We start from the raw sequence: 23,970 nt of genomic DNA, 5'->3' as shown, positions 1-23,970 counted from the left end.
CGGGCGTACGTCGCATCGGCGCGACGCGTTACTCCGGAGTCTCGGCCGACGGCCGCTTGATGAAATCCGCGATCACCGTCGCGTTGTGGAACTCCAGCGCGCGGTTGGCCGCTTCGAGATCGCCGCGTTCGGCGGCCTCCAGGATGTCCGCGTGCCAGGTGTCCATGTCGGGGTGCGCTTCATGGCCGAAAAGCATGTACCGCATGCACATCCGGGTCTCGACGACGACGGTGTCGAAGGCGTGGATCAGCCTGCGGCTCTCGGAGGAGTACACCAGCTCGCGGTGGAACATCATGTCCAGTTCGTCCGCGGTCTCCCAGTCGCGGGCCTGCAGCGCCTTGCGATAGCGGCCCAGAATTCCCCACAGATGGGAGAAGACCTCGGGCCGCGGCCGGTGCACCAACTCCGCCAGTGCGGCCGACTCGACCGCGCCCCTGAGCCGGTAGATGTCGCGGACGTCGTCGTCGGTGAGCACGGGGACGAACACGCCCCTGTTGCGCTCCGACACGAGCAGCCCCTGTTCGGTCAGGCGTTTGAGCGCTTCGCGGACCGGGCCGCGGGACACCTGGAACGCGGCCGCTATCGAGGCTTCGGTGAGCTGCTCTCCGGGCGCGAACTTGCCCTCTCCGAGCAGATCTCGCAGACGCGTCGCGATGACGGCGGTGATGTCCACCGGCTCGATCGGGCTGACCTCCGCAAGCGCGGGCTTTGTAGCCATGAACCTCCCTCCCGATTCCGAACCGCTGGGGGTGCGGCCGATCCGAACTATACATAGGGTGGCTACAGTCTACTAAGATTGTTGACAATCTGCTATCCCAACTCGCCCCAATCCAAACCCGTTGCCTGAAGGAGTCTCTACCTTGACCGCCCAACCACTCGTCGCCATCGTCACCGGAGCCACCTCGGGCATCGGAGCCGAGATCGCCCGGCGCCTGCACGCCGACGGACTCAACATCGTCGTCGTCGGCCGGTCCGCGGAACGCGGGACCGCGCTGGTCGCCGAACTCGGCACCCGGGCGCTGTTCGTCGGCGCCGACCTCACCGAACCCGAAGGGCCCGAACAGATCGCGGCCCGGGCGGTGGAGCACTTCGGGACCGTGGACGTGTTGGTCAACAACGCGGCGATCGACCACACCGGCGATCTGTTGAGCGTGCCCGCCGACGAGATCCGCACGACGCTGGAGACCAACGTGGTCGCCGCCATCCGGATGCTGCAGGCGGCGGCCCGGGTGATGACGACCGGCACCGGCGGCGCCATCATCAACATCACCTCACGCCTGGCGCGCGCCGGCGTGGCCGGCCTGGGCGTCTACAGCGCCACCAAGGGCGCGATGGAGGCGCTGACCCGATCGGCCGCAATCGAACTGGCGCCGTCCAACATCCGGGTGAACGCGGTCGCTCCGGGGCTGACCCGCACCCCGCTGTACACGGATTGGATGGCCACGCTTCCGAACGCCGAACAGGTGGCCCAGGAACAGGCCGCGAACATCCCGCTCGGCCGGATCGCCGAGCCGGCCGATGTCGCGGCGGCGGTGTCCTTCCTGGCTTCTCCCGGCGCGGCGTACATCACCGGCACCTCGATCCCGGTGGAGGGCGGATTCCTCGCCAAGTGAGAGCCCAGAGGGGTTGACCCGCAACCGGATTCCCTCCGGTTGCGGGGTACCTCGCCCGGGTCTATGTTGATTGATAATTGTTGACAATCTACGAGGAGGGGCCCGTGCGACGTTCATTCCGTACTCCAACCAAGCGGCTGGCCACCATGGCGCTGCTGCCCACGGTGCTGTTCGCGGTGTCCTGCGGCGGCGCGCAGACCCCCGCCGGATCGTCGGCCTCCGAGGACAAGCCGGCCCTCTTCGCTCAGCTCCCCGAGGAGATCCAGCGTTCGGGAGTGTTGCGTAACGGCGCCGACTTCACCTATCCGCCTTTGGAATTCACCGAGCCCGACGGCACCACGTTCACCGGGGTGGATCTCGACCTCGCCGAAGCGGTGAGCGAGAAGCTCGGCGTCAGACTGGAGAACACCAACGCCGCCTTCGGGACACTGATCCCCCAGTTGCAGTCGCGCAGGCTCGACATGGTGTTCTCGTTCGCCACGGTCACCGACGAACGAATGGAAGCCGTCGACTTCATCGAGTACAGCCAGAGCGGCACCGCGATGATGGTCCGCAAGGGCAACCCCGAGGGCATCAAGACGATCGACGACCTCTGCGGCAAGGGCGTCGGGGTGCAGTCGGGCGCGGTGCAGGTCCCGATCGCCGAGGAGGCCAGCGCACGCTGCGTCGCGGCGGGTAAACCTCCGATCGAGATCACGCAGCTGGGCAAGGACTCCGAGGTCCAGATGCTGGTGCGCAGCGGGCGGATTGCGGCGGACCTGCTCGACTCGCCGGTGGCGGTGTACAGCGCGGCACAGGGCGACGAGTTCGAGGTCGTCCCCGGCGAGCGCTACAGCGTGCGCCCACACGGCGTGATGGTCCTCAAGGGCAACACCGCGCTCGCCGAGGCGATTCGCACGGCGCTGCAGGAACTGATGGACGACGGCACCTATGCCGCGATCCTCGACAAGTACGACGTCCCCGATCTGGCCGTCCCCCAGGCGAAGATCAGCACGGCCGGCTGAGATGACCATCGCGGGTTCCACCGAGAGCCGCAAGGTCCTCGACATCGACGGGATCGCGAAGCTGCCCCAGGCTCGCACCTACCATCTCGGCCGCTGGGCGGTCAGCGCCGTCGTGGTGCTGCTCTCGGTGCTGTTCGTCCGCGTTCTCGCGACCAACCCGAATCTGGACTGGGGTGTCGTCGGGGAGTACCTGTTCAACCCCACGATCCTGACCGGGGTGAAGAACACCATCGTGATCACCGTGCTGGCCCAGGCGATCGGGATCTTCGGCGGTCTGCTGCTCGCGTTGGCCCGGTTGTCGGCGAACCCGGTGCTGCGCACCGGGGCGATGCTGTACATCTGGTTGTTCCGCGGTGTGCCGGTGCTCGTCCAACTGATCTTCTGGTTCAACCTCGGACTCGTCTTCCCGACGCTGACGGTGCAGGTGCCGTGGACATCGATCACCCTGTTCTCGGCATCGACCAACAGCATGATCACGCCGTTCGTCGCGGTCCTGCTGGGTCTCGGGCTCAACGAGATGGCCTATATGGCCGAGGTCATCCGCGGGGGCCTGCTGGGCGTGCCGCCCGGTCAGCGTGAGGCGGCGGCCTCCCTCGGCATGACACCGCTGCAGACGCTGCGCAAGGTCGTGCTGCCCCAGGCCGCGCGGCAGATCATCCCGCCGACGAGCAACCAGCTGATCATCATGCTCAAGATCTCGGCGCTGGCCAGCGTGGTCACCTACCAGGACCTGCTCACCTCGGCGCAGTTGATCTACTCGGTCAACCTGCGCACGCTGGAACTCCTTGTGGTGGCCAGCATCTGGTACGTCGTGCTGACGACGGTGTGCACGCTCGGCCAGTCCGCGCTGGAACGGCGGATGGGACGGTCGACGTCGACCACCCTCGCCGCTCGGCCGGGTGCGATGTCCCGACTGCTGATGGCGCGGGCACCGAGATGACCGAGCCGACGATCAAGGTCGACATCGTCGGCCTGCACAAGACCTTCGGCACCACGGAGGTCCTCAAAGGTATCGACCTGACGGTTCACAACGGCGAGATCGTGGCCCTCATGGGACCGTCCGGCAGCGGGAAGAGCACCCTGCTGCGCTGCGTCAACCAGCTCGTGACACCCACCGCGGGTCAGATCTACATCGACGGAGAACTGCAGGGACAGCAGGTCCGCAACGGCAAGCTGCACCGGCTCAAAGCCAGATCGGTTGCCCGGCAACGGCTCGGCACCGGGATGGTGTTCCAGCAGTTCAACCTGTTCGGCCACCTCACCGCGCTGGAGAACGTCGTGATGCCCCAGCGGACCGTGCTGGGCCGTGACGCGGACGCCGCCCGTGACCGCGCCACCGCGGCGCTGCACCGGGTCGGCGTGGCCACGCGGGCGGACGCGTACCCCGCACAACTGTCAGGCGGCCAGCAGCAGCGGGTGGCGATTGCACGGGCACTCGCGATGGATCCGACCCTGATGCTGTTCGACGAACCCACCAGCGCGCTCGACCCCGAACTCGTCGGCGAAGTCCTCACCGTCATCGGAGAACTGGCCGGCACCGGGATGACGATGGTGATCGTCACGCACGAAGTCGGTTTCGCGTACGAGGTCTCCGACCGAGTGGTCTTCATGGATGACGGCCGCATAGTCGAACAGGGGCCACCGCAGCAGGTTCTCGACAATCCGCGGCATTCCCGCACCCAGGCGTTCCTGCGGCGCCACACCGAAAAGTCCTCCCCCGACGTCAGCACCCGCGCGTCAACGCACCACAGAAATGAGAGATAGAGAAATGAGCTCAGACACCAACGCCGAGTCGATGTTCGTCGGCCCGCCCGATTCCGAGGCGATGCCGCGGTTCGCCGGTCTGACCACGTTCGCCCGGCTCCCCCGCGCCGAGGACGTATCCCACGTCGACGTCGGGGTTCTCGGTGTCCCGTTCGACGCCGGCGTCACCTACCGCCCGGGCGCCCGGTTCGGCCCGTCCGCCGTGCGTGAGGCGAGCCGTCTGCTGCAGGGCTACAACCAGTTTCAGGATGTTTCGCCGTTCAAGGTGCAGCAGGTAGCCGACCTGGGTGACGTGAACGCCAACCCGTTCAACATCGAGGATGCGCTGAAGTCGATCGAACGACGGGCCAGCGATCTCGCCGACGACGGCACGCGGGTGGTCACCATCGGCGGCGACCACACCATCGCGTTGCCGCTGCTGCGTGCCGTCGCGAAGAAGCACGGTCCGGTGGCGCTGCTGCACTTCGACGCGCACCTCGACACGTGGGACACCTATTTCGGGCAGCCCTACACCCACGGCACCCCGTTCCGCCGTGCCCACGAGGAAGGTCTGCTCAGCAGGGAGCATCTCTCCCACGTCGGCATCCGCGCGAACCTCCACCAGAAAGCGGACATGGCCAACGATGCCGAGCTCGGTTTCGGCGTCATCTCGACGATCGATGTCGCCGAACGCGGTGTGGCCGATGTCGTCGGCGGGCTGAAACAGCGCATCGGCGACGTACCGGTCTACATCTCGATCGACATCGATGTCCTCGACCCGTCACACGCCCCCGGCACCGGCACGCCGGAAGCGGGCGGGCTCACGTCCCGGGAGATGATCCAGATGCTGCGCGGGCTCTCCGATCTGAACATCGTCGGCGCCGACCTCGTCGAGGTCTCCCCCAGCTACGACTGGGCGCAGCTGACCGGCCTGGCCGCATCCACCCTGATCTACGAACTCATCAGCATTTTCGGGGGCAAGGCGGTCACCGGCGCCTGACGACGACCCGACCACGATCCGTCACCCCCGAACATCCGAAAGGACCATGATGACCTCCGTCCCGGCAGTCCTTGCCGGACCGGCTCTTTGGCCGGCGCAAGCACACGTCCCGTCCGTTCTCGGCCGTCAGCTCGTCATCGAGCGCGGCCAGGGTTCCTACATCTGGACCGCCGACGGCAAGAAGCTGTTCGACGCGACCGCCGGCCTGTGGCACGCCAACATCGGGCACAGCCGTCCCGAACTGGCGGACGCGGCGGCCGACCAGATGACCAAGCTGGAGACCTACCACATCTTCGGACGGTTCACGAACGACCAGGCGCTCGCGCTGGCCGAGCGACTCGCCGCGATGTCCCCGATCCCCGACCCCAAGGTCATCCTCAACTCCGGTGGTTCCGATGCCATCGATGTGGCGTGCAAGCTCGCCCGGCGGCATTGGCAGCGCGAAGGGCGCACCACGAAAACCGTGATCCTGAGCCGGGAATTCGCCTATCACGGACTGCACGCGTTCGGGACCAGCATCGGCGGGCTCGACTTCAACCGCGAGGGCTACGGCACCGAATCCCTGGTGCCCGAGACCGCCCGGATCCCGCTGCACGACCTCGACGCCACCGCGGCGATCATCGCCGAGATCGGTGCGGAGAACATCGCGGCGCTGGTCACCGAGCCCGTCCAGGGCACCGGCGGGGTCCACCCGCCGCAGGAGGGTTACCTGACCGGCCTCGCCGAGCTGTGCCGGGACAACGACATCCTGCTCATCCTCGACGAGGTGATCACCGGATTCGGCCGTACCGGAACGATGTTCGGGGCCGAGCGCTTCGGTGTCACGCCGGACCTGCTGACCTTAGCCAAGGGTGTGACGTCCGGCTACGCGCCGCTGGGCGGCGTGCTCGTCAGCCCCCGCATCTGGCAGCCGTTCTACCTCGACGGCGACGACACCCCGGTGTTCCGGCACGGCGCGACCTATGCCGGTCACGCCACCGCAGCGGCGGTCGCGATGGCCAACCTGGACATCCTGGAACGGGAGGGCCTCGTCGAACGCGTCAAGGACCTGGAGAGCCTGCTCGATACGGCACTGCGCGACATGGCCTCTCGTCGCGTGTCGGTGGACGAGGTGCGGGTGTGCGGTCTGCTCGCCGGTATCGCGCTGACCGACGAGTATGACGCCGTCGCGGTCACCGACGCGCTGATCGACCGCGGTTTCGTGGTACGTCCGTTGCGCGGCAACACCCTTCAGCTGAGCCCGCCGTTCATCACCACCGACGACGAACTGCGGACACTAGTCGCGGCGATCGACGACACCCTGGCCGGGGAAGAGCAGAAGTGACGGTCCCCGACACAGACGCCCTGTCGCGGTCCGAGGCCGTCCTCGCCGGGCTGCCCACCCCGGCCGCGGGCCCGGCCATCGAGGTCCTCGACCCGGCCACCGAGGCGGTGATCGCCACTGTTCCGGACGCGGCCGTGCAGGATGCCCTCGACGCGGTCGCCGCCGCCGACGAGGCGGGCGCGCTGTGGGCCCGCACCCCCGCACGCACCCGCGCCGACGTGCTGCGCCGGTGGTACGAGCTGCTGCTGGAACGCGCCGAGGATCTCGCGGTGCTCATCACCCGGGAGATGGGCAAGCCGCTGGCCGAGGCCCGCGCCGAGGTGACCTACGGCGCCGATTTCGTCCGGTGGTATTCCGAGGAGGCGGTGCGCCCGCGCGGCGACGCGCGCGAACTGCCTCTCGGTGGAGCCCAGATGATCGCCCGCCGCGCCCCGGTCGGGCTGTCGGTGCTCATCACGCCGTGGAATTTCCCGCTGGCGATGGCCACCCGCAAGATCGCCCCGGCGCTCGCGGCGGGCTGCCCGGTGGTGATCAAACCGGCCGCGCTGACGCCGTTGACGACGATCCTCGCCGTCGAGCTGGCGCGGCAGGCGGGCGTCCCCGACGGGCTGGTCAACGTCGTCACCACCAACGCGGCCCCGCAGTTCTCCGAGGCCGTGCTGCGTGATCCGCGGGTGCGCAAGGTGTCGTTCACCGGGTCCACCCCGGTCGGCAGCACGCTGCTGCGACTGGCCGCCGAGAACGTCCTGCGGTCGTCGATGGAACTGGGCGGCAACGCGCCGCTGATCGTGTTCGACGACGCCGACCTCGACCGGGCGGTCACCGGCGCCTTCCAGGCCAAGATGCGCAACGGCGGTCAGTCCTGCATCGCCGCGAACCGCATCTTCGTCCAGGACGGGATCGCTGACGCGTTCCTCGAAGGGTTGACCGAGAAGATGGCGAGTGTCGCGGTCGGCAACGGCCTCGCCGACGGTGTCGGGTTGGGCCCGCTGATCGACGAGCGGGCGGTGGCATCGATGTGCCGGCTGGTCGCCGACGCGACCCAACGCGGCGCGACGATCCGCACCGGCGGCACGCGACCAGACGGGCCCGGCTACTTCTACACGCCAACGGTTCTCGCCGATGTCCCGGCCGACGCGGAGGTCGCGACGACCGAGATCTTCGGCCCGATCGCGGCGGTGCAGCGATTCGGCACCGAGGACGAGGTGATCGGTCGCGCCAACGACACCGACCTGGGCCTGGCCGGCTACGTGTTCACCGAGAGCCTGGACCGTGCACTCAACGTCGCCGATCGCCTGGAGACCGGTCTGGTCGGCATCAACCAGGGTGTCCCGTCCAACGCGGCGGCGCCGTTCGGTGGGATCAAGCAGTCCGGCCTCGGCCGCGAGGGCAGCGCGGAGGGACTCGAGGAGTACCAGTCCATCCGGTTCTACAACATCGCTCGCCGCGAAACACACTGAGCACCGACGACATCAGCCCCCAGCCGCCGAAGCGGCTGGGGGCTGATCTGTCTGGTGTTCAGTGCAGCGCGCGCAGCACGTCGTAGAAGGCGCTTTTGCACTCGATTCTCACGGCGTCTGGCGTCCGTGGTTGACCATCACGTGCTTGGTGCGTGAGTAGTCGTCGAGGGCGTAGATGGACATGTCCCGCCCGTAGCCGGAGGATTTGAAACCGCCCCAGGGTGTTTCGGCGGGCATCACCAGGTGGTTGTTGACCCAGACCGTGCCGAAGTCGAGGTGGCGGGGCAGTTCGGCGGCCCTGCGCGCGTCCTCGGTCCAGATCGACGCCGACAGTCCGTAGTCGGTGCCGTTGGCGGCGGCGATCATCGCGGCCTCGTCGGCGAAGGTCTGCACCGTGACCACCGGCCCGAAGATCTCCTCCTTGACGCATTCGGCGTCGTCGGGGACGTCGACCAGCACCGTCGGGGCGACGAAGAATCCCGGGCGTTCGAGCTTGTTCCCGCCGGTGGCGGCCCGAATCCCCTGTTCGGCTGCCCGATCGAGGAATCCCAGCACCCGGTGGTACTGCGCCTCGGTGATCAGCGGGCCCATCTCGATGTGGTCGCCGTCGGCGGGGTCGCCGACGGCGAGCGCCTCGACACGTCGGACGAGCTTGTCGAGGAGTTCGTCGGCCACCGACTCGTCCACCAGGACCCGGCAGGCGGCACCGCAGTCCTGCCCGGCGTTGGAATAGCCGGCCATCGCGACGCCGTCGGCGACCGCGTCGAGGTCCGCGTCGGCGAACACCAGAACCGGTGCCTTGCCGCCGAGTTCGAGATGCAGTCGTTTGAGTGACGCGGCCGCCGCCTGGGCGACCGCCTGTCCGCTGCGCACGCTGCCGGTGACCGAGACCAGCGCGACGTCCGGGTGGGCGGCGAGCGCGGCGCCGACGACGGCACCGTCACCGTTGACGACGTTGAGTACACCGGCGGGCAGGTGGGTGGCCAGCAGCTCGGTCAGCCGGACCGTGGTCAGCGGGGTGTGTTCGGACGGTTTCATCACGCAGGTGTTGCCCGCGGCCAGGATCGGGCCGATCTTCTGCGCGGCGATGAGCAGCGGATAGTTCCACGGGGTGATCGCGGCGACGACGCCGACGGGCTCGCGCAGGATCGTCGAGGTGTGGTCGGCGACGTAACCGCCTGCGGCCAGGCTCTGCTGGGCGCGGATCGCCCCGGCCATGAACTGGAATGTGTCCACGGCTGCCGCGACATCGTCGCGGGCGGCGGGGAGCGGCTTGCCGGTGTCGGTGGACTCCAACCGGGCGAGTTCCTCGGTGTGCTCGTCGATGACGGTGGCGCAGCGAAGCAGGATGTCCGCCCGCTCCTTCGGCGTGGTGTGCCGCCAGGTCGCGAACGCCGACAGTGCGGCGGCGACCGCGGCGTCGACGTCGGCGGCCGTTCCGTACCGCACGTCGACGATGGCCTCACCGGTCGCGGGGTTGATCACCGGCTCGGAATGGGTGCCGGCACCGAGCGTGGCCGTACCGGCGATGAAGTGGGTCACCTCGAAATACTGCTGTGTCTGGGTCATCGGGGGCCTTTCTCTCTGTTGGGGGTCAGCGGATCCGGAAGCCGCGCTCGACGACGTCGGCCAGCAGATCGATGTAGGTGTCGGTGTCGTCGCCGACGGGGACGGGAGGCGGGACGTAGTCGAGCGCGGCCAGCACCTGTGGGCTGGCCGCGTAGGCCCCGGCGGTCAGCAGGGTCAATGCCTTGAACCGCAACGGATCCCGGACAGCCAGGTCGTCGAGGGCGGCCTCGGGCTCGCGTCCTTCGCAGGCTTGGACCGCGGCGACGAAGTCCTCGGCGAGATCAGGCCGGTAGCCCAGTGCCCGGTCGATCAACGCCTCGGCGACGCCGGCCGCCGTGGCCGACGGCATCGTCGCCGAGGCCGGGATCAGCAGGTCGGACAGTGCGGAGAACACCGCCCGCTGTGCCGTGGTGAGCGTCATGGTCAGTCCTCAGCTCGAAGTGACTTGGGCGGAACGGTTGTCGGCGAGGTGACGCATGGCGCGCAACGCGATGGCCATGATCGTCGCCGTCGGGTTGACTCCGGTCGAGGTCACGAACACGCTGCCGTCGATGACGAACAGGTTCGGCACGTCGTGGGACCTGCAGTACTGGTCGACGACGGACGTCGCCGGATCGGAGCCCATGCGCGCGGTCCCGAGCAGGTGCCAGCCGCTCTCGCGGACCACCGGGATCGGGTCGAGCGCGACCGCACCCGCGGCCAGGTGCGCCTCGCTCATCCGCTCCAGGTGGTAGTCGATCATGCGCCGACTGTTCTCCCCGATGACGTAGCGCATCCTCGGCGCCGGGATGCCGTCGGAATCCGTGACGTCCGAATCGATCACGACCTCGTTGTGCTCCTCGGGCAGGTCCTCGATGGTGACACCCCATTCGGTGTATCGCCCGATCCGGCCCAGGCGATCGTGGAAGGCCGGCCCCATGGTGTCGCGCCAATCCTGGCCCGGCTCCCACTGGTTGTGCCGCAGCAGACCCGGTGCCGACATCAGGTTCCACTTGCCGCCGCGCACGAAGCCGCGGTCGGTGTCGGTCTCGTAGAACTGCAGCGACTGCAGTGCCTGCCCGGTGGGTCCGAGGTGGCTGCCGAGGTCGTCGTCGTAGATGCCGTACACCGAGGCCAGCGGGTGGCACATCAACCGCTTGCCGACCAGTCCCGACGAGTTGGACGCGCCGTCCGGACACTGTGCCGAGGCCGAGTTCAGCAACAACCGCGGGGTGCCGATTCCGTTGGCCGCCAACACGGTCACCCCGGCTGCCTGGTGGCAGAGGTTGCCGTCGCGATCGATGTACTCCGCACCGGTGACGAGGCCCTTCGTGTCCATCGTCAACCGGCTGACCCGGGCGCCGGTCACGAGCACCGCCCCGGCCGCGATGGCGTCGCGCCAGTGGGTGAAGTCCGTGCTCGCCTTGGCCCCGGTCGGGCACCCGGACTCGCACGAGCCGTAACGCATGCACGCCGAGCGGTTCTTGAACGCGCGCGAGGCGATGGCGTTGGGGCCGGGCCACCAGTGCCACCCGAGCTTCTCCATGCCGTGCGCGGCGACCAGGCCGTACTTGCCGATCGGCAGCGGCGGCAACGGGAAGGTGTGCTCGTCGGGATACGACGGGTCGCCCGCGAGCCCGGAAACGCCCATGAAATGGGTCAGTTCGTCGTAGAACGGCCGCAGGTCCTCATAGGTCAGCGGCCAGTCGTCGGCGACGCCGTCGAGGGTCTTGACCCGGAAATCCGACGGGAGCGCGCGCACCCAGTGCCCGGCGTAGAGGATCGTGCTGCCGCCGACGCCGTTGAACATGAGCGGTTCGATCGGGCTCTCGGCGGAGTCGACGGGATAATCGCTGGCCGCCTGCCGCACATTCGGGCTGGAGTTCCACTGTTTGAGGCGGGCGAGTTCCCACTCGGGTTTGCCGGCCGGGAAGTCGTCGGGCAGTGCCCAATCGCCCTGCTCCAGGCACACCACACGAAACCCGCGGGACGCGAGTTCCAGCGCCGCGACACTTCCGGAAGCGCCGGCCCCGACGATCAGGACATCGGCATCGCTGCGGGTGCTCATCGGGCGGCCCCCTGCAGGCCGGCGAGCAGACCACCGAGTCGCGTCGAGCGCGCCGGTGCGTCGATGGCCTCCAGCGCGGCCCACAGGGTCGCGGAGTTGCTGGAGATCACCGGGACGCCGAACTGGTCCTCCAGATCGGCGAGCAGCGGCACGGTGGGCATGTTGGTGCAGCTCAGGAACAGCGCGTCGACGCCGTCACGCATCGACGACTCGGCCAGCGCCCGCACCTCGGCGGCGGTCAGCCGCGAGATGTCGCGGTCCTCGCCGATCTGCAGCCCCTCGATGTGGCGGACCTCGAATCCGGCGGCTTCGAAGAACTCCTGTTCCAGGACGTTCAGCTCGTCGATGTACGGGGTGCCGACGGCGATGGACGTCGCGCCGACCCGGCGCAGTGCGCGGACCACGGCGGTGGCGGTCGTCAGCGCGGGTACTCCCGTCTGAGCCGTCATGCGCTCGGCGAGCCCGGTGTCGAATCCGGGTCCCCCGAGCAGGCTTCCGGTGGTGCATGCGAATGCGATCACCTGCGCACCCGCATCGGCGACCTGCTGTGCGGCACGTTCCAGTTCGGTGGAGGAGGTCATCTCCCCCAGCGTCGCGGCGCTGACCTTTCCGCCGGGCAGCCGCAGCCGCGCCGACACCACCACGATGTCGTCCGGCACCACCAGCTGTGACTCGACGGTGATCGCGACACTGGTCGACAGTTCGATCACGCCGATCACCGGCGCGGCACCGTAGGCCAATTGGGTATGGATCGTCACAGTCCGAGTTCCTCCTGAAGCAGTGCGTAGTGGAAATCCGCATCGCCGAACGATTGGCTGGTGGCGATGTAGTGTCTGAGATACCAATGCAATTCGCATTCGTAGGTGAAGCCGATCGCACCGTGGACCTGGTGTCCGTGCGCGCAGACCCGTTCGTAGGCCTCGGTCGTCCACGCCTTCGCAACAGACACCGCCGACACCGCGCCGGTTGAGCGGCCGAGCTCCCAGGCCGCCTCGTAGGTGGCCAGCCGGGCGCCGAGGACGTCGACGGCCATGTCGGCGCAATGGTGCTGCACGGCTTGGAAGGTGGCGATGGGCTTGCCGAACTGGCTGCGCGCGTTGGCGTATCCGACGGTGCGCTCGAGTACCCCCTGAGCTCCGCCGACCATCGCCGCGCATGTCGCGACGGTGAGGTGCGCGAGGTAGCCGCCGGCGAACTCCTCGCCACCGAGCACATGCTCCGCGGGCACGCGCACACCGCTCAGGTCGACCCGGTAGAGAGGTTCGGTACCGACGACATCCAGTCGCTCGCAGCGATCTCCGATGTCGCCGACCGCGACCACCGCCCTGCGGCCGCTGCCACGGTCGCCGGTGACGACCAGCAGCCGGTCGGCGTGCCGCGCGTACGGCACGAACATCGCGACCCCCTCGAGGACGACCTCGCCGCCCGACGCCGTCGCGGTGATGCCGTCGGCAACGCAGCTGTAGATCGCGCCGTCGCGGATCGCATCCAGGTGCTCAGCGCGGTGGGGCGCGTCGCCGGATCGTGCGATCACCGATGCCGCGCAGGCGGACACCAGGAACGGTGACGGGATCCCCGCCCTGCCGAGTTCCTCGATCAGCAGGCACACCTCGACGAATCCGGCGCCGAGCCCACCGTGTTCTTCGGGGATGGCCAGGCTCTGCCATCCCAGCCCGGTCATGGTGGCCCAGAGCCGGGCGCAGAAGCCGGTGTCGGTGCCGACCACCGCGGCGGCGCCGGAGTCGGTGATGTTGTCGTGCAACAGTTCCCGGGCGGCATCTTGAAGGATGCGCTGGTCCTCGGTCAGTGTCAGGTCCATTCGGTGCTCACCCCTTCTCCACGGGCGCGACGTGCTTGGAACGGACCCAGACCCCGGGCCTGCTCTCCCAGAACAGCTGCACCAGCGTCCCGGCCGTGTACTGCGGGCGAATGAACAGGTGCTTCCATCGCGCGTCGTCGACGAAGCCCTCCTCGACCCCGAAGATCGGAACCTCACGCTGCTCGCACACCGTCAGCGCGTGCTCCCAGTCGGCGACCTCGAAGGTCACGTGGTGCCCTACCGGCCCCTGCCTGCCCAGGAATCGCTCGACGAACGAGCCGTCGCCGACAGGACTCATGATCTCCCAGTAGATCTCCGACCCCGGAATGCTGAGCACGAGGTCCGCCATGTCGGGATAGGTGCCGTCCGGCGTGCGCCACACCTCGACGAACCCGGCGAGATCGGTGAGCCACGAGGAGAGTTCGTCACGGTCGGCGAAAGCCTGACACACATGGTTGATCGCGGTGATGCCCACAGTGCCTTCGGGGTGGGGCGTTTCGGTCCGCAGCGGGCTTTCCCCCGGGAGGCCCGGGGCCTGCGGTCCCCGGATCCAGACCGGCAGCCCCGGCTGATGCGCGGGCGGCGACAACGACGCCGCGATCCACCGGCCCTCTTCCAGAATCTCCACGCCGACTCCGCGGCGGCCCAGCTCGGCCTGCGCCGCGGCGAGGTCGGGAACCTCGATCGCGACATGGTGGATGCCGGTGCCGCCGTCCTCGGCGTGCATCACCACCCAGCTGTGCCCGCGGTTTCCCGGCACCGCCAGCCGCGTTCCGCGGAACCCGTTGCCGTGCCAGGAATGTGTCGCGGTGAAGCCGAACACATCGGTCATCACCTCCACCTGCGCATCGTGATTGTCGACGACCTGGGCGATGTGGTCGATCCGGTAGGTGCGGATCATCGGGTCAGCCCCAGCCCGCGGGTGGCGATGATCGTGCGCTGGATTTCGGTGGAGCCGCCCAGAAACGTCGCCGCCACCGCATCGAACCGCATATGGGTGAACCGCGACGCGTCCGGGGCGGTCGGTGAGCGCCAGATCTGGCCCGCGGATCCGAGCGCGTCGTGTCCGGTGCGGGCCAGCCGCTGATGCAGTTCGGCACTGAAGAGTTGGTTGACCGACGCCTCGTATCCCGAGCCCCCGGTCGAGATGGTCAGACGGGCCAGATTGTGCAGGACGCGCACCTCGACGTGGCGGCGGGTGATCTCCTGCCGCAGCCGGGTCTGGTCCGCGCGCAGGTAGCCGGTGCCCGCGCCGTCACGGACATGGGCGATCAGGCTGTGTACCGCACGATCGAACTTCACGACCGCGCCGATGCCGGCACGCTCGAGGTTCAGCGCGGTCATCGCGACCGCCCAGCCGCCGTTCTCGTCGCCGACCAGATTGCCCGCGGGCACCCGGACGTCGTCGAAGAAGATCTCCGCGAACGGTGCCGCCCCGCGGATGTCGGTGATCGGCCGGATCGTGATCCCCGGTGTGGTCGCGTCCACCAGCAGGAACGACAACCCCTTGTGTTTCGGCGCTGCGGGGTCGGTGCGTACCAGCAGGAACAACCAGTCCGCGTACTGCCCCAAGGACGTCCAGATCTTCTGGCCGTTGACGATGTAGTGGTCGCCGTCGCGCACCGCTGTCGTGCGCACCCCGGCGAGGTCGGAGCCCGCCTCGGGTTCGGAGAAGCCTTGTGCCCACACGACTTCTCCGGACGCGATGCCGGGCAGATGGGCTTCCCATTGCGCGCGGTTGCCGTGCCGCAGCAGCGTCGGACCCAGCAGCAGCGCCCCGTTGCCGTTGACCGTCGGCACTCCGGCCCGCATGAACTCTTCCTGCAGGATCGCCTCGTGGGTCGCCGACAGACCGGCGCCACCGAATTCCACCGGCCAGCCCGGCGCGATCCACCCCTTCTCCGCGAGTGCGGACGCCCACTGCCGCGCACCGTCGCGGCGCTGGGGGTCCTCGGACACCCGGTCGACGGGCCAGTTGTAGCCCCATACGTCCTCGGGCTCCACACTGTGTTCGGCGAGCGGGTCCGGACGGTAGTCGCGCGGGAACCGTTCGCGGACGAACGTCGCCACCTGTGCCCGGAACGCCGCTTCGTCCGCGGTGTCCTGCCAGTCCATTGCTCTCCTCTAAAGTCCGGTCGTCTCAGCGGATTCAGGCCCGCTGGCGGTCCCAGGTTCCCGGGGTGATCCCGCGCTCACCGGCCTCGCGCAACCGGAACTTCGCCACCTTGCCGTTGGCGGTCTTCGGGAGTTCGGCGACGAACTCGACGAACCGCGGTACGGCGAACGTCGGCAGCGACTTCTCGCAGAACTCGACGATCTGCTCGTGCGTGGTCGTCGCCCCCGCCGCCAGCACGGCGACCAGCTTCACCTCGTCCTCTTCCATCTCGGACGGCACCGCGATCGCGGCGCACTCGACGACGTCCGGATGCAGATCGACGGCGCATTCGATGTCGAAGGCCGAGATGTTCTCGCCTCGGCGCCTGATCGCGTCCTTCATCCGGTCGACGAAGTAGAAGTAGCCGTCCTCATCTCGGTAGACGCGGTCGCCGGTGTGGAACCACGCGTTGCGGAACGCCTTCGCGGTGGCCTCGGGGGCGTTGTAGTAACCCAGTGCCATCGCGTTCTGCTGCTTCGGCCGCAACACCAGTTCGCCTGCCTGGCCCGGGCCGACGAACTCGTCCGAATCGTCCACCACGGCGGCGTCGAAACGGTCACCGTTGACCTGACCGCACGACCCGGATCGCCATCGGCCGAACGGGCTGGCCGTGCCGACGCCGATCTCGGTGCTGGTGTAGGTCTCGACCGACCGCACCCCGAACCGGCGGGTGAACATGTCGTCGAGGGCGGACTTGCCGGTGTAGAACGCCTCCAGCGGGTGGTCGGTGTCCTGCTCGCTCGGCGGTGCGGACATCAGGATCGGGATCATCGACGGCACGCCGAGCACCACCTGGGCGTCGAACTTGCGCACGTCGTCCCAGAACCGGGATGCGCTGAACCTCTCCACGATCGCGATGCGGGCACCGGCGAGGATCGTCGAGAACAGCCCGTCCCACAGCGCGGCGGCGTGGAACAGCGGCAGCGGGCAGTAGATGGTCTTGTCCGCGCAGTCTGAGAACGTGCGTACGTCGGAAGCATTGGCCAGCGCCAGCCGGTGCGGGACCAGCACACCTTTGGCGGGTCCGGTGGTGCCGGAGGTGTACATGATCGCGTGCACGTCCGAGAGGCCGGCCGGTTCGAGCACCGGATCGTCCGGATGAGATACCAGCTCCGACAGCATGATCGGGTTCGTGCCGGCGAACGCGGACGCCGCGTCCGACGGGTCGGCGCCGTGCACGACGACCCGCCGCAACCCGGCGACCCCGGGTAGCACCGCCGACAGTTGGTCGCCGAACTGCGCGTCGGCGATCAGCGTCGACGAGTCGGAGTTGCTCAGCACGTGCCGCAGGCTCTCCCCGCGGTTGGCGGTGTTGATCGGCACCACCACGACGGCGAGCTTCACCAATGCCAGTACCGCGTAGACGAACTCGGCGCAGTTGGGCATCATTATCGTGACGTGATCGCCCGGACGAACCCCGGATGCGGTCAGTCCGCGGGCGATCCGGTTCGCCGTCGCGTCGACTTCGGCATAGGTCAGGGCACGGTCACGGAACTCGACGAACACGTCGTCGGGCTGCGTGTCGACCCGATGGGCCCACAGCTGCCCGATCGGGAGTTGGGTCAGGTCGCCTTCGGTCATCGCGCACCCTCCTGTGATTCGAGTTCCAGTCGGACGTCACCGAGCACGCCGAAATCGGCCACCAGGACGTCACCCGGGGCCACCGCCAGCGGACTGGTCAGCGTCCCGGTGTTGTGGATGTGGCCGCTGCGCAGCCCGTCGCCGCGGCCGGCGCGGGCATTCGCCAGCCAGGTCATCGCGTTCAGTGGATCACCCAGCACATTCGTTGCCGCACCGCGCCTTTCGACGACTCCGTTGCGGGTGACCTGCACCTCGACGGCCGCCAGATCGAACGACTGCCAGTCGCCGTGTTCGGGTCCGACGACCAGCGCGCCGTCGGTGCCGTTGTCGGCGATCACCGAGTACGCGTCCTGGGTCATCCAGTCGTCGAGATGCCCCGCCACGATCTCGATGGACCCGGCGACGTGGGAGACCGCGTCCGCCACCTCGTCGCGCGTGTACGGCGCGCGACGGGCCGGCAGGTCGGCGCCGAGGCGGAACGCGACCTCCATCTCGACCATCATCGGCGGGAACGACGCCGGGTCCAGTACCGCGGGGCTGCTGAAGATCAGGGATTCGAAAAGCCTTCCGCAGTAGGGCTCTTCGAGGTTCAACAGCCGCTGAATACTGGTGTTCGTCGCGGCGCAGTACCATCCGCCGATCTCCCAGCCGAGCTCCTCGGCAAGGCGATCAGAGACGTGGTAGGCCTCGGCGAGGTCCACCGGCCGGATGTCGGCCGGGATCTCCGGGATCACCGCGACGTCCAGACGTGCCCGGGCCAACAGCTGCGCGGCCCGGTCGAGCCCGCATCGACGCTCAGGACGCACGGGCGGCGGCTCCGACGAGTTCGGCGAGCAGCTGATCCACCGCGTAGGACAGCGTGATGCTCCGACCGCGGATCGGGTCCTCCAGCGAGACCTCCCAAGACGGGGCACCGGTTGCCGGCAGTCCCGCCACGGTCCCCGACAGCACGATCGTCCCGACCGGGATCTCACCGCCGGTGCGCTCTTCGAGCACGGACAGCAGCGCTTCCGGCGGAAGCAGCGTGGCCACCGGCGACTGCTGGACGACCTCGGTTCCGTCGGCGTCGGTCCGGCGGTTGGTCAGCACCAGGTCGTCCCAACCCTCGCGCACCTCGGCCAGCGGCCAGACGGTGCCGGCGACGACGTCCGGGTAGACGGTCTTCGACTTCGAGGTGCTCAGCTTCTCGATCTCGAAATCGGAATGGTCGCTGGCCACCGTCACATACCACTGGCCGTCATCGGCGCGGATCATCGCGTACTCGACTTCGCCGTAGCTGTCGGTGCCGGTCACCGAGATCACGCCGTCGGTGGTGGCCAGGCGCGGGGGCAACGGAAAGAGCGCGGGGACCGACCCGGGCGCGGGCAGCCCGAGCTCGACGAGTTCGTCGATGTGCTCCTGGATCGAGGCCGCGTCGCGGCCCGCGTAGCCGAAGTTGTAGAGCCGGCGCACGTCCACCGAGACCGTGGCGGCATCACCGGTGAGGGATTGGACGGCGAACTGGAGTGGCATGTCGTTCCTATCGGGAGTGCAGGATTTCAGATTGTCAACAATGTGCGATGAAGGTAGCAGGGTCGCTGTTTGAGTGCACTCTCAGGCGCTGTGACGACGGTCTCGATCTTGATCGCCGCAACGGGTTTGGCGGGGTTGCGCAGGGGTAACCCCACACGGCGCCGCCGGTTCCGGTGTCGGTGGCCGCCAGAACAGCGCAGCAGGATCCAGTCGGTTCGTCACGAAGGTAGGGTCGGTCACGTGTGTGGAGCCACCGGCGAGGTCCGCCTCGACGGAAACAACCCCGATGTCCGTGCAGTCTCGGCGATGGCCGAGGTTCTCGTCCCACGCGGCCCCGACGCCGCGGGCACCTGGTCGCAGGGGCGAGTCGCCCTCGGCCACCGGCGCCTGAAGATCATCGATCTGTCCGAGGCCGGCGCCCAGCCGATGGTCGACTCCGACCTCGGTCTGACGATCGCGTGGAACGGCTGCATCTACAACTACGAGGAATTGCGCGACGAACTCGCCGGGCACGGCTACCGCTTCTTCTCCCACAGCGACACCGAGGTGCTGCTGAAGGGTTACCACCACTGGGGTGACCGCTTCGTCGATCACCTCAAGGGCATGTTCGCGTTCGCTATCGTCGAACGCGACAGCGGACGCGTGCTGCTGGGGCGCGACCGGCTCGGCATCAAACCGCTCTATCTGGCGCAGACACCCGACCGGATCCGCTTCGCGTCCTCGTTACCCGCGCTGGTGGCCGGCGGGGGAATCGACACCCGGATCGACCCGGTCGCGCTGCACCACTACATGTCGTTCCATTCGGTGGTCCCGGCACCGCGCACCATCCTGCGCGGTGTCACCAAACTGCCGCCCGCGTCGTTGATGGCGATCGAACCGGACGGCAAGGTCACCACCACGACGTACTGGGAGCCCGACTTCACCCGCCGCGCCGACCGCGCCGACTGGTCCGACAAGGACTGGGAGGACGCCGTTCTCGATTCCCTGCGCACCGCCGTGAAACGCCGGCTGGTCGCCGACGTGCCGGTCGGCTGCCTGCTCTCGGGCGGCGTCGACTCCAGCCTGATCGTCGGACTGCTCGCCGAGGCCGGCCAGCACGGCCTCAAGACGTTCTCGATCGGCTTCGAATCCGTCAACGGTGTCGCCGGCGACGAGTTCAAGTACTCCGACATCATCGCCGACCGTTTCGGCACCGATCACCACCAGATTCGCATCGACACCGCACGCATGCTGCCCGCGCTCGACGGCGCGATCGGCGCGATGAGCGAACCGATGGTCAGCCACGACTGCGTCGCGTTCTACCTGCTGAGCCAGGAGGTCGCCAAGCACGTCAAGGTGGTGCAGTCCGGCCAGGGCGCCGACGAGGTCTTCGCGGGCTACCACTGGTATCCCCCGATGGGTGAGCCCGACGCCGCGTCGGTGCAGGGTTCGGTGGCGCGTTACCGCACCGCGTTCTTCGACCGCGACCAGGCCGGCTACGCCGATCTGGTGGCCCCGGCCTACCTGTCCGACGAGGATCCCAGCGAGCTGTTCGTCACCGAACACTTCGCCCGGCGCGGGGCCGAGACCGGGGTCGACCGCGCGCTGCGGCTGGACACCACGGTGATGCTGGTCGACGACCCGGTCAAGCGGGTCGACAACATGACGATGGCGTGGGGCCTGGAGGGCCGGGTGCCCTTCCTCGACCACGAGCTCGTCGAGCTCGCCGCGACGTGCCCGCCGCACCTGAAGACCGCGCACGAGGGCAAGGGCGTACTCAAACAGGCTGCCCGGCAAGTGATTCCGTCCGAGGTGATCGACCGGCCCAAGGGCTACTTCCCGGTGCCCGCGCTGACCCACCTCGAAGGGCCGTACCTGGACATGGTCCGCGACGCGCTCTACGCCCCGGAGGCCAAGGAGCGCGGGCTGTTTCGCCCGGATGCGGTGGAACGACTGCTGGCCGATCCGAACGGGCGGCTGACGCCGTTGCGCGGCAACGAGTTGTGGCAGATCGCGCTGCTGGAGATGTGGCTGCAGCGCCATGGCATCAACGGTGTGGCCGCATGACAGCTGACCCGACAGCGGACAACCCCGAGGCCATCACGCTGGCGCTGCACGAGGCCGCCAGCCAGGATGTGCTCGACACGATGTCGGACGACGTCGTTCTCGAACTCGGTTGGGGGCGACTGATTTTCGGGCAGACGTTCGCCGACCCGGAGAGGCTCGCCGACGTACTGCGCAAGGAGGGTCAGGGCCGTCGCGACATCTGCATCTACGCGCGCGAGCCCCATGTGCTGGTCGCCAAGGCGCCCTCGGAGCTGTTCATCGATCCCAGCCACACCTACCGGCTGCGATTCGCCGACGTCGCGGCCGACGCCCCGGCGCCGAGTGGGTTCCGGGTGCGCACGCTGGAGGCCCGCACCGATGCCGACGAGATGAACCGGGTCTATCTCCGCTGCGGGATGGTCGCCGCACCGTCCGATGTGCTGTGGGACAACCACCGCGACCGCAACGCCGTCGACTACCTGGTCGCGGTCAGCGACGAGGACGGCTCGGTGTTGGGCACGGTCACCGGCGTCGACCATGTCGCGCTGTTCTCCGACCCGGAGAACGGCTCGAGCCTGTGGACGCTCGCCGTGGACCCGGCCGCACCGGTGCCCGGCGTCGGCGCCGCGCTGACCCGGGCACTGGCCGCGCTGTACCGCGACCGTGGTCGCGCGTACATGGACCTGTCCGTCGCCCATGACAACGAGGCCGCGATCGGGCTGTACGAGAAGCTGGGGTTCGCCCGCGTTCCGGTGATGGCGGTCAAGCGCAAGAACGCGATCAACGAGCCGCTGTTCACCCATCCCCCGGAGACCGTCGACGACCTGAACCCGTATGCGCGGATCATCGCCGACGAGGCGATGCGCCGCGGTATCTGGGTGGAGGTCCTCGACGCCGAGGCCGGCGAGATGAAGATGTCCCACGGCGGGCGCAGCGTGGTCACCCGCGAATCACTGTCCGAGTACACCTCGGCGGTCGCGATGGCCCGCTGCGACGACAAACGGCTGACCCGGCGCATCGTGTCCGAGGCCGGCATCAAGGTGCCGAAGGGCAGACTGGCCACGTTCGACGAGGCCGACCACGAATTCCTCGCCGAGGTCGGCGACGTCGTCGTCAAACCCACCCGCGGCGAGCAGGGCAAGGGCATCACCGTCGGCATCGACAGCCCCGGGGAACTCGACGCGGCCCTCGCCCGCGCCCGCGAGCAGCACCCCGAAGTGCTCATCGAGGAACGCGCCCCCGGCGACGATCTGCGGCTGGTGGTCATCGACGGCAGGGTCGTCGCGGCCGCGCTGCGACTGCCCGCCGAGGTCACCGGCACCGGCAAGCACACCATCCGTGAGCTGATCAAGGCGCAGAGCCGTCGGCGCGCCGCCGCCACCGGCGGTGAGTCGCGGATTCCGATGGACGCGGTCACCGAGAACACGGTCAGGGAGGCCGGGTTCTCGCTGGACGACGTGCTCGGCGAGGGTGAGCGGCTCCGGGTCCGCCGCACCGCCAACCTGCACCAGGGCGGCACCATCCACGATGTGACCTCGACGGTGCATCCCGAGCTGTGCCGGGTGGGGGTGGCCGCCGCCGCGGCGATCGGCATCCCGGTCACCGGGGTCGACCTGCTCGTACCCGACGTGACCAAGCCCGAGTATGTGTTCATCGAGGCCAACGAACGCCCGGGGCTGGCCAATCACGAGCCCCAGCCCACCGCAAAAGCGTTCGTGGACTTTCTGTTTCCGAACCAGCCCGGTCTGCCCCAGGCCTGGACCCCGGACGAGGCGCCGACGGGTTAGCGCCTGCCGGCGCTCACCACGTGCTGGACCGCATCACGATCTCGGCGGCCAACTGCGCGGTCGAATCGGCGGCGTTGCGCCGCCCGAGCAGTTCGACGATGCGGTATTCGCCGTAGACGAAACGCTGGCTCGCCTTGGCCACCGCACGTGACGCGCTGCTGCTGACCAGCGCGGTGGTGTTCAGTTCCACCGGCGGGCAGCCCTCGTCACGCACGGCGCCGGTCAGGTCGGGAACCTTCGGGTGGCCGCGGTCGATCGCCACCAGGCCGATGAACCGGTCCAGCCGGGTGGCGGCCAGTTCCCATGCCAACTCGCCGCCGACCCGGTCGCCGACCAGCAGCGCCCACCGGATCTCGAGGCTGTCGAGGACGCTGATGACGGACTTGGCGGTCAGGCGCGGGTCCGCGCCGACGACGACGGTCTTGAGCGACGCGGTGTGCAACCGTTGGCACACCCCTTCGTACGCGGCGGGGTTCTGCTGCGCCGCGGCCAGCATCACCACGACCGAACCCTTGTCCGGTCCGGCGACCGAGACGGGCACGCCGAAGCCGTCCACGGTGACCATGGGAGTGGGCATTGCGTCACGCTACAGGGCGGAGCGGCTTCGGTGCGGGGCTTTTCACGCTGTTCACCGACGGCGTCAAACCGATTGCGCGCGCTCGGCCTGTTTGCCCGTCACGTCCAGAAAGGTCTGCGGCAGCGTGCCTTTGACCGGAATCGACGGGTCCGGCGTCGGAAACGCGATGCCGAACACGGCCATGGATCCGACGTTCTCGAACGAGAAGTACACACTGGTCTGCTCGCCCCCGAGATGCATCGTCTGCTCGAAGACCAGCGCGCCGTCCCGCGGCGCCGGAATCTGTGTCGTGGTCATCGCGATTCCGGGGTCGGACGGATCGAAGAACGTGCGGTACTCGGCGCACCGTTCGGCGGTGGCCGCGAGGCGCTCGAGATCGAGGTGCCAGGTGAGCACGGTGACCACCATCCGGACACCGTCGTAGGCCGCGACGTACTCCCCCGCGCTGCCGGGCCCGCGCTCGGCGGTGCGGGCGATGTCACGGGTCAACCCGTCGGCGCAGCCTTCCGGCCGCGACAGCATCGGCGGCGGGCCTTCGGCGCCGTCGGGCTCCCCGCCGTCCCGGATGATCCGTTCGAACTGCACGCCGGGCGGGAAGTCGGCGGCGGTCAGCAGCGCCGCGTCGAGGCGGGCGCCGGGCCAGGTCGCGGTGCCGGTGACGGGCTTGCCGCAGCCGACCGACAGACAGGCCGACAGACAGGCCACCGCCGTCACAGCGAGCGCCCGTCTGATCATGGACTCAGGCTACCCAGGC

22 protein-coding genes are annotated in these 23,970 nt (G+C 68.6%); 9 read left to right on the top strand and 13 right to left on the bottom strand.

All coding sequences use genetic code 11. From position 1 onward, the window contains the following. Positions 1-28: 28 nt before the first annotated feature. Complete coding sequence (locus tag BST38_RS22435) at positions 29-718, bottom strand: GntR family transcriptional regulator (protein ID WP_083145691.1); 690 nt, start codon at positions 716-718, stop codon at positions 29-31. Positions 719-860: 142 nt separating this feature from the next. Between BST38_RS22435 and BST38_RS22430 the strand changes: the two genes are divergently transcribed. The 7 genes from BST38_RS22430 to BST38_RS22400 all read left to right on the top strand — a co-directional run bounded on the left by BST38_RS22430 (position 861) and on the right by BST38_RS22400 (position 8,144). After that, the gene (locus BST38_RS22430) at positions 861-1,613 is read left to right on the top strand and encodes an SDR family NAD(P)-dependent oxidoreductase (protein WP_237160885.1); all 753 of its coding nucleotides are present in this window, start codon (positions 861-863) and stop codon (positions 1,611-1,613) included. A 104-nt stretch (positions 1,614-1,717) separates the two neighbouring features. Next, on the top strand, positions 1,718-2,617 hold the full coding sequence (locus tag BST38_RS22425; protein ID WP_133057255.1) for an ABC transporter substrate-binding protein: 900 nt from the start codon (positions 1,718-1,720) through the stop codon (positions 2,615-2,617). Between the two features lies 1 nt (position 2,618). Then, positions 2,619-3,557, top strand: a complete 939-nt coding sequence (locus BST38_RS22420) for an amino acid ABC transporter permease (protein WP_083145688.1) — start codon at positions 2,619-2,621, stop codon at positions 3,555-3,557. After that, entirely contained in the window at positions 3,554-4,381 is an 828-nt protein-coding gene (locus BST38_RS22415; protein ID WP_083145687.1) for an amino acid ABC transporter ATP-binding protein, read from the top strand. Before BST38_RS22420 ends, BST38_RS22415 begins: the two co-directional genes overlap by 4 nt. Before the next feature lie 4 nt (positions 4,382-4,385). Then, the gene (gene speB, locus BST38_RS22410; RefSeq protein ID WP_110781866.1) at positions 4,386-5,360 is read left to right on the top strand and encodes an agmatinase; all 975 of its coding nucleotides are present in this window, start codon (positions 4,386-4,388) and stop codon (positions 5,358-5,360) included. Positions 5,361-5,409: 49 nt separating this feature from the next. Next, on the top strand, positions 5,410-6,684 hold the full coding sequence (locus BST38_RS22405; RefSeq protein WP_083145749.1) for an aminotransferase family protein: 1,275 nt from the start codon (positions 5,410-5,412) through the stop codon (positions 6,682-6,684). After that, positions 6,681-8,144, top strand: coding sequence for an NAD-dependent succinate-semialdehyde dehydrogenase (locus BST38_RS22400; protein ID WP_083145686.1), 1,464 nt, complete (start codon positions 6,681-6,683; stop codon positions 8,142-8,144). Before BST38_RS22405 ends, BST38_RS22400 begins: the two co-directional genes overlap by 4 nt. A gap of 108 nt (positions 8,145-8,252) precedes the next feature. Here BST38_RS22400 and BST38_RS22395 read toward each other — a convergent pair whose 3' ends face one another. Genes BST38_RS22395 through BST38_RS22350 form a run of 10 tightly spaced genes read right to left on the bottom strand, consistent with a single transcriptional unit; the run spans position 8,253 to position 18,827 of the window. Beyond that, positions 8,253-9,713, bottom strand: a complete 1,461-nt coding sequence (locus BST38_RS22395; RefSeq protein ID WP_083145685.1) for an aminobutyraldehyde dehydrogenase — start codon at positions 9,711-9,713, stop codon at positions 8,253-8,255. Between the two features lie 25 nt (positions 9,714-9,738). Further along, positions 9,739-10,134: a gluconate 2-dehydrogenase subunit 3 family protein gene (locus tag BST38_RS22390; RefSeq protein ID WP_083145684.1), complete on the bottom strand. Its 396-nt coding sequence runs from the start codon at positions 10,132-10,134 to the stop codon at positions 9,739-9,741. 9 nt (positions 10,135-10,143) lie between these two features. Next, the gene (locus tag BST38_RS22385) at positions 10,144-11,760 is read right to left on the bottom strand and encodes a GMC family oxidoreductase (RefSeq protein ID WP_083145683.1); all 1,617 of its coding nucleotides are present in this window, start codon (positions 11,758-11,760) and stop codon (positions 10,144-10,146) included. Next, on the bottom strand, positions 11,757-12,518 hold the full coding sequence (locus BST38_RS22380; RefSeq protein WP_165761626.1) for a maleate cis-trans isomerase family protein: 762 nt from the start codon (positions 12,516-12,518) through the stop codon (positions 11,757-11,759). The genes BST38_RS22385 and BST38_RS22380 overlap by 4 nt, the downstream gene beginning before the upstream one ends. After that, positions 12,515-13,579 (bottom strand): acyl-CoA dehydrogenase family protein, encoded by a 1,065-nt coding sequence (locus BST38_RS22375; RefSeq protein ID WP_083145681.1) that lies wholly within the window; start codon positions 13,577-13,579, stop codon positions 12,515-12,517. The genes BST38_RS22380 and BST38_RS22375 overlap by 4 nt, the downstream gene beginning before the upstream one ends. A 7-nt stretch (positions 13,580-13,586) precedes the next feature. Beyond that, positions 13,587-14,480, bottom strand: coding sequence for a VOC family protein (locus BST38_RS22370; RefSeq protein WP_207569365.1), 894 nt, complete (start codon positions 14,478-14,480; stop codon positions 13,587-13,589). After that, positions 14,477-15,694 (bottom strand): acyl-CoA dehydrogenase family protein, encoded by a 1,218-nt coding sequence (locus BST38_RS22365; RefSeq protein ID WP_083145680.1) that lies wholly within the window; start codon positions 15,692-15,694, stop codon positions 14,477-14,479. The genes BST38_RS22370 and BST38_RS22365 overlap by 4 nt, the downstream gene beginning before the upstream one ends. 34 nt (positions 15,695-15,728) lie before the next feature. Next, positions 15,729-17,315: an AMP-binding protein gene (locus tag BST38_RS22360; RefSeq protein WP_083145679.1), complete on the bottom strand. Its 1,587-nt coding sequence runs from the start codon at positions 17,313-17,315 to the stop codon at positions 15,729-15,731. Continuing rightward, positions 17,312-18,121, bottom strand: coding sequence for a 2-keto-4-pentenoate hydratase (locus BST38_RS22355; protein WP_165761625.1), 810 nt, complete (start codon positions 18,119-18,121; stop codon positions 17,312-17,314). Before BST38_RS22355 ends, BST38_RS22360 begins: the two co-directional genes overlap by 4 nt. Beyond that, complete coding sequence (locus tag BST38_RS22350) at positions 18,111-18,827, bottom strand: DUF2848 family protein (RefSeq protein ID WP_083145677.1); 717 nt, start codon at positions 18,825-18,827, stop codon at positions 18,111-18,113. Before BST38_RS22350 ends, BST38_RS22355 begins: the two co-directional genes overlap by 11 nt. Positions 18,828-19,067: 240 nt before the next feature. Between BST38_RS22350 and BST38_RS22345 the strand changes: the two genes are divergently transcribed. After that, the gene (locus BST38_RS22345) at positions 19,068-20,873 is read left to right on the top strand and encodes an N-acetylglutaminylglutamine amidotransferase (RefSeq protein ID WP_083145676.1); all 1,806 of its coding nucleotides are present in this window, start codon (positions 19,068-19,070) and stop codon (positions 20,871-20,873) included. Further along, the gene (ngg, locus tag BST38_RS22340) at positions 20,870-22,639 is read left to right on the top strand and encodes an N-acetylglutaminylglutamine synthetase (protein ID WP_083145675.1); all 1,770 of its coding nucleotides are present in this window, start codon (positions 20,870-20,872) and stop codon (positions 22,637-22,639) included. The genes BST38_RS22345 and ngg overlap by 4 nt, the downstream gene beginning before the upstream one ends. 13 nt (positions 22,640-22,652) lie before the next feature. Here the strand turns inward: ngg and BST38_RS22335 are convergent, their stop codons facing one another. Together BST38_RS22335 and BST38_RS22330 are read right to left on the bottom strand one after the other, a co-directional pair. Beyond that, entirely contained in the window at positions 22,653-23,216 is a 564-nt protein-coding gene (locus BST38_RS22335) for an alpha/beta fold hydrolase (protein WP_083145674.1), read from the bottom strand. Between the two features lie 63 nt (positions 23,217-23,279). Further along, positions 23,280-23,951, bottom strand: coding sequence for a hypothetical protein (locus BST38_RS22330; protein WP_083145673.1), 672 nt, complete (start codon positions 23,949-23,951; stop codon positions 23,280-23,282). Between the last annotated feature and the right edge of the window lie 19 nt (positions 23,952-23,970).

Source organism: Mycolicibacterium parafortuitum, from assembly GCF_002086815.1.
Lineage (GTDB): Bacteria > Actinomycetota > Actinomycetes > Mycobacteriales > Mycobacteriaceae > Mycobacterium > Mycobacterium parafortuitum.
Note: the sequence above shows the minus strand (reverse complement) of the source record. Positions and strands in the feature narration are given on the sequence as shown.

What these genes read in the sequence shown, in the direction of transcription:
- BST38_RS22435 (WP_083145691.1), bottom strand. Translation starts at nt 718, where the DNA reads ATGGCTACAAAGCCCGCGCTTGCGGAGGTCAGCCCGATCGAGCCGGTG.
- BST38_RS22420 (WP_083145688.1), top strand. Translation starts at nt 2,619, where the DNA reads ATGACCATCGCGGGTTCCACCGAGAGCCGCAAGGTCCTCGACATCGAC.
- BST38_RS22415 (WP_083145687.1), top strand. Translation starts at nt 3,554, where the DNA reads ATGACCGAGCCGACGATCAAGGTCGACATCGTCGGCCTGCACAAGACC.
- speB (WP_110781866.1), top strand. Translation starts at nt 4,386, where the DNA reads ATGAGCTCAGACACCAACGCCGAGTCGATGTTCGTCGGCCCGCCCGAT.
- BST38_RS22405 (WP_083145749.1), top strand. Translation starts at nt 5,410, where the DNA reads ATGACCTCCGTCCCGGCAGTCCTTGCCGGACCGGCTCTTTGGCCGGCG.
- BST38_RS22395 (WP_083145685.1), bottom strand. Translation starts at nt 9,713, where the DNA reads ATGACCCAGACACAGCAGTATTTCGAGGTGACCCACTTCATCGCCGGT.
- BST38_RS22390 (WP_083145684.1), bottom strand. Translation starts at nt 10,134, where the DNA reads ATGACGCTCACCACGGCACAGCGGGCGGTGTTCTCCGCACTGTCCGAC.
- BST38_RS22385 (WP_083145683.1), bottom strand. Translation starts at nt 11,760, where the DNA reads ATGAGCACCCGCAGCGATGCCGATGTCCTGATCGTCGGGGCCGGCGCT.
- BST38_RS22375 (WP_083145681.1), bottom strand. Translation starts at nt 13,579, where the DNA reads ATGGACCTGACACTGACCGAGGACCAGCGCATCCTTCAAGATGCCGCC.
- BST38_RS22370 (WP_207569365.1), bottom strand. Translation starts at nt 14,480, where the DNA reads ATGATCCGCACCTACCGGATCGACCACATCGCCCAGGTCGTCGACAAT.
- BST38_RS22365 (WP_083145680.1), bottom strand. Translation starts at nt 15,694, where the DNA reads ATGGACTGGCAGGACACCGCGGACGAAGCGGCGTTCCGGGCACAGGTG.
- BST38_RS22360 (WP_083145679.1), bottom strand. Translation starts at nt 17,315, where the DNA reads ATGACCGAAGGCGACCTGACCCAACTCCCGATCGGGCAGCTGTGGGCC.
- BST38_RS22350 (WP_083145677.1), bottom strand. Translation starts at nt 18,827, where the DNA reads ATGCCACTCCAGTTCGCCGTCCAATCCCTCACCGGTGATGCCGCCACG.
- ngg (WP_083145675.1), top strand. Translation starts at nt 20,870, where the DNA reads ATGACAGCTGACCCGACAGCGGACAACCCCGAGGCCATCACGCTGGCG.
- BST38_RS22335 (WP_083145674.1), bottom strand. Translation starts at nt 23,216, where the DNA reads ATGCCCACTCCCATGGTCACCGTGGACGGCTTCGGCGTGCCCGTCTCG.
- BST38_RS22330 (WP_083145673.1), bottom strand. Translation starts at nt 23,951, where the DNA reads ATGATCAGACGGGCGCTCGCTGTGACGGCGGTGGCCTGTCTGTCGGCC.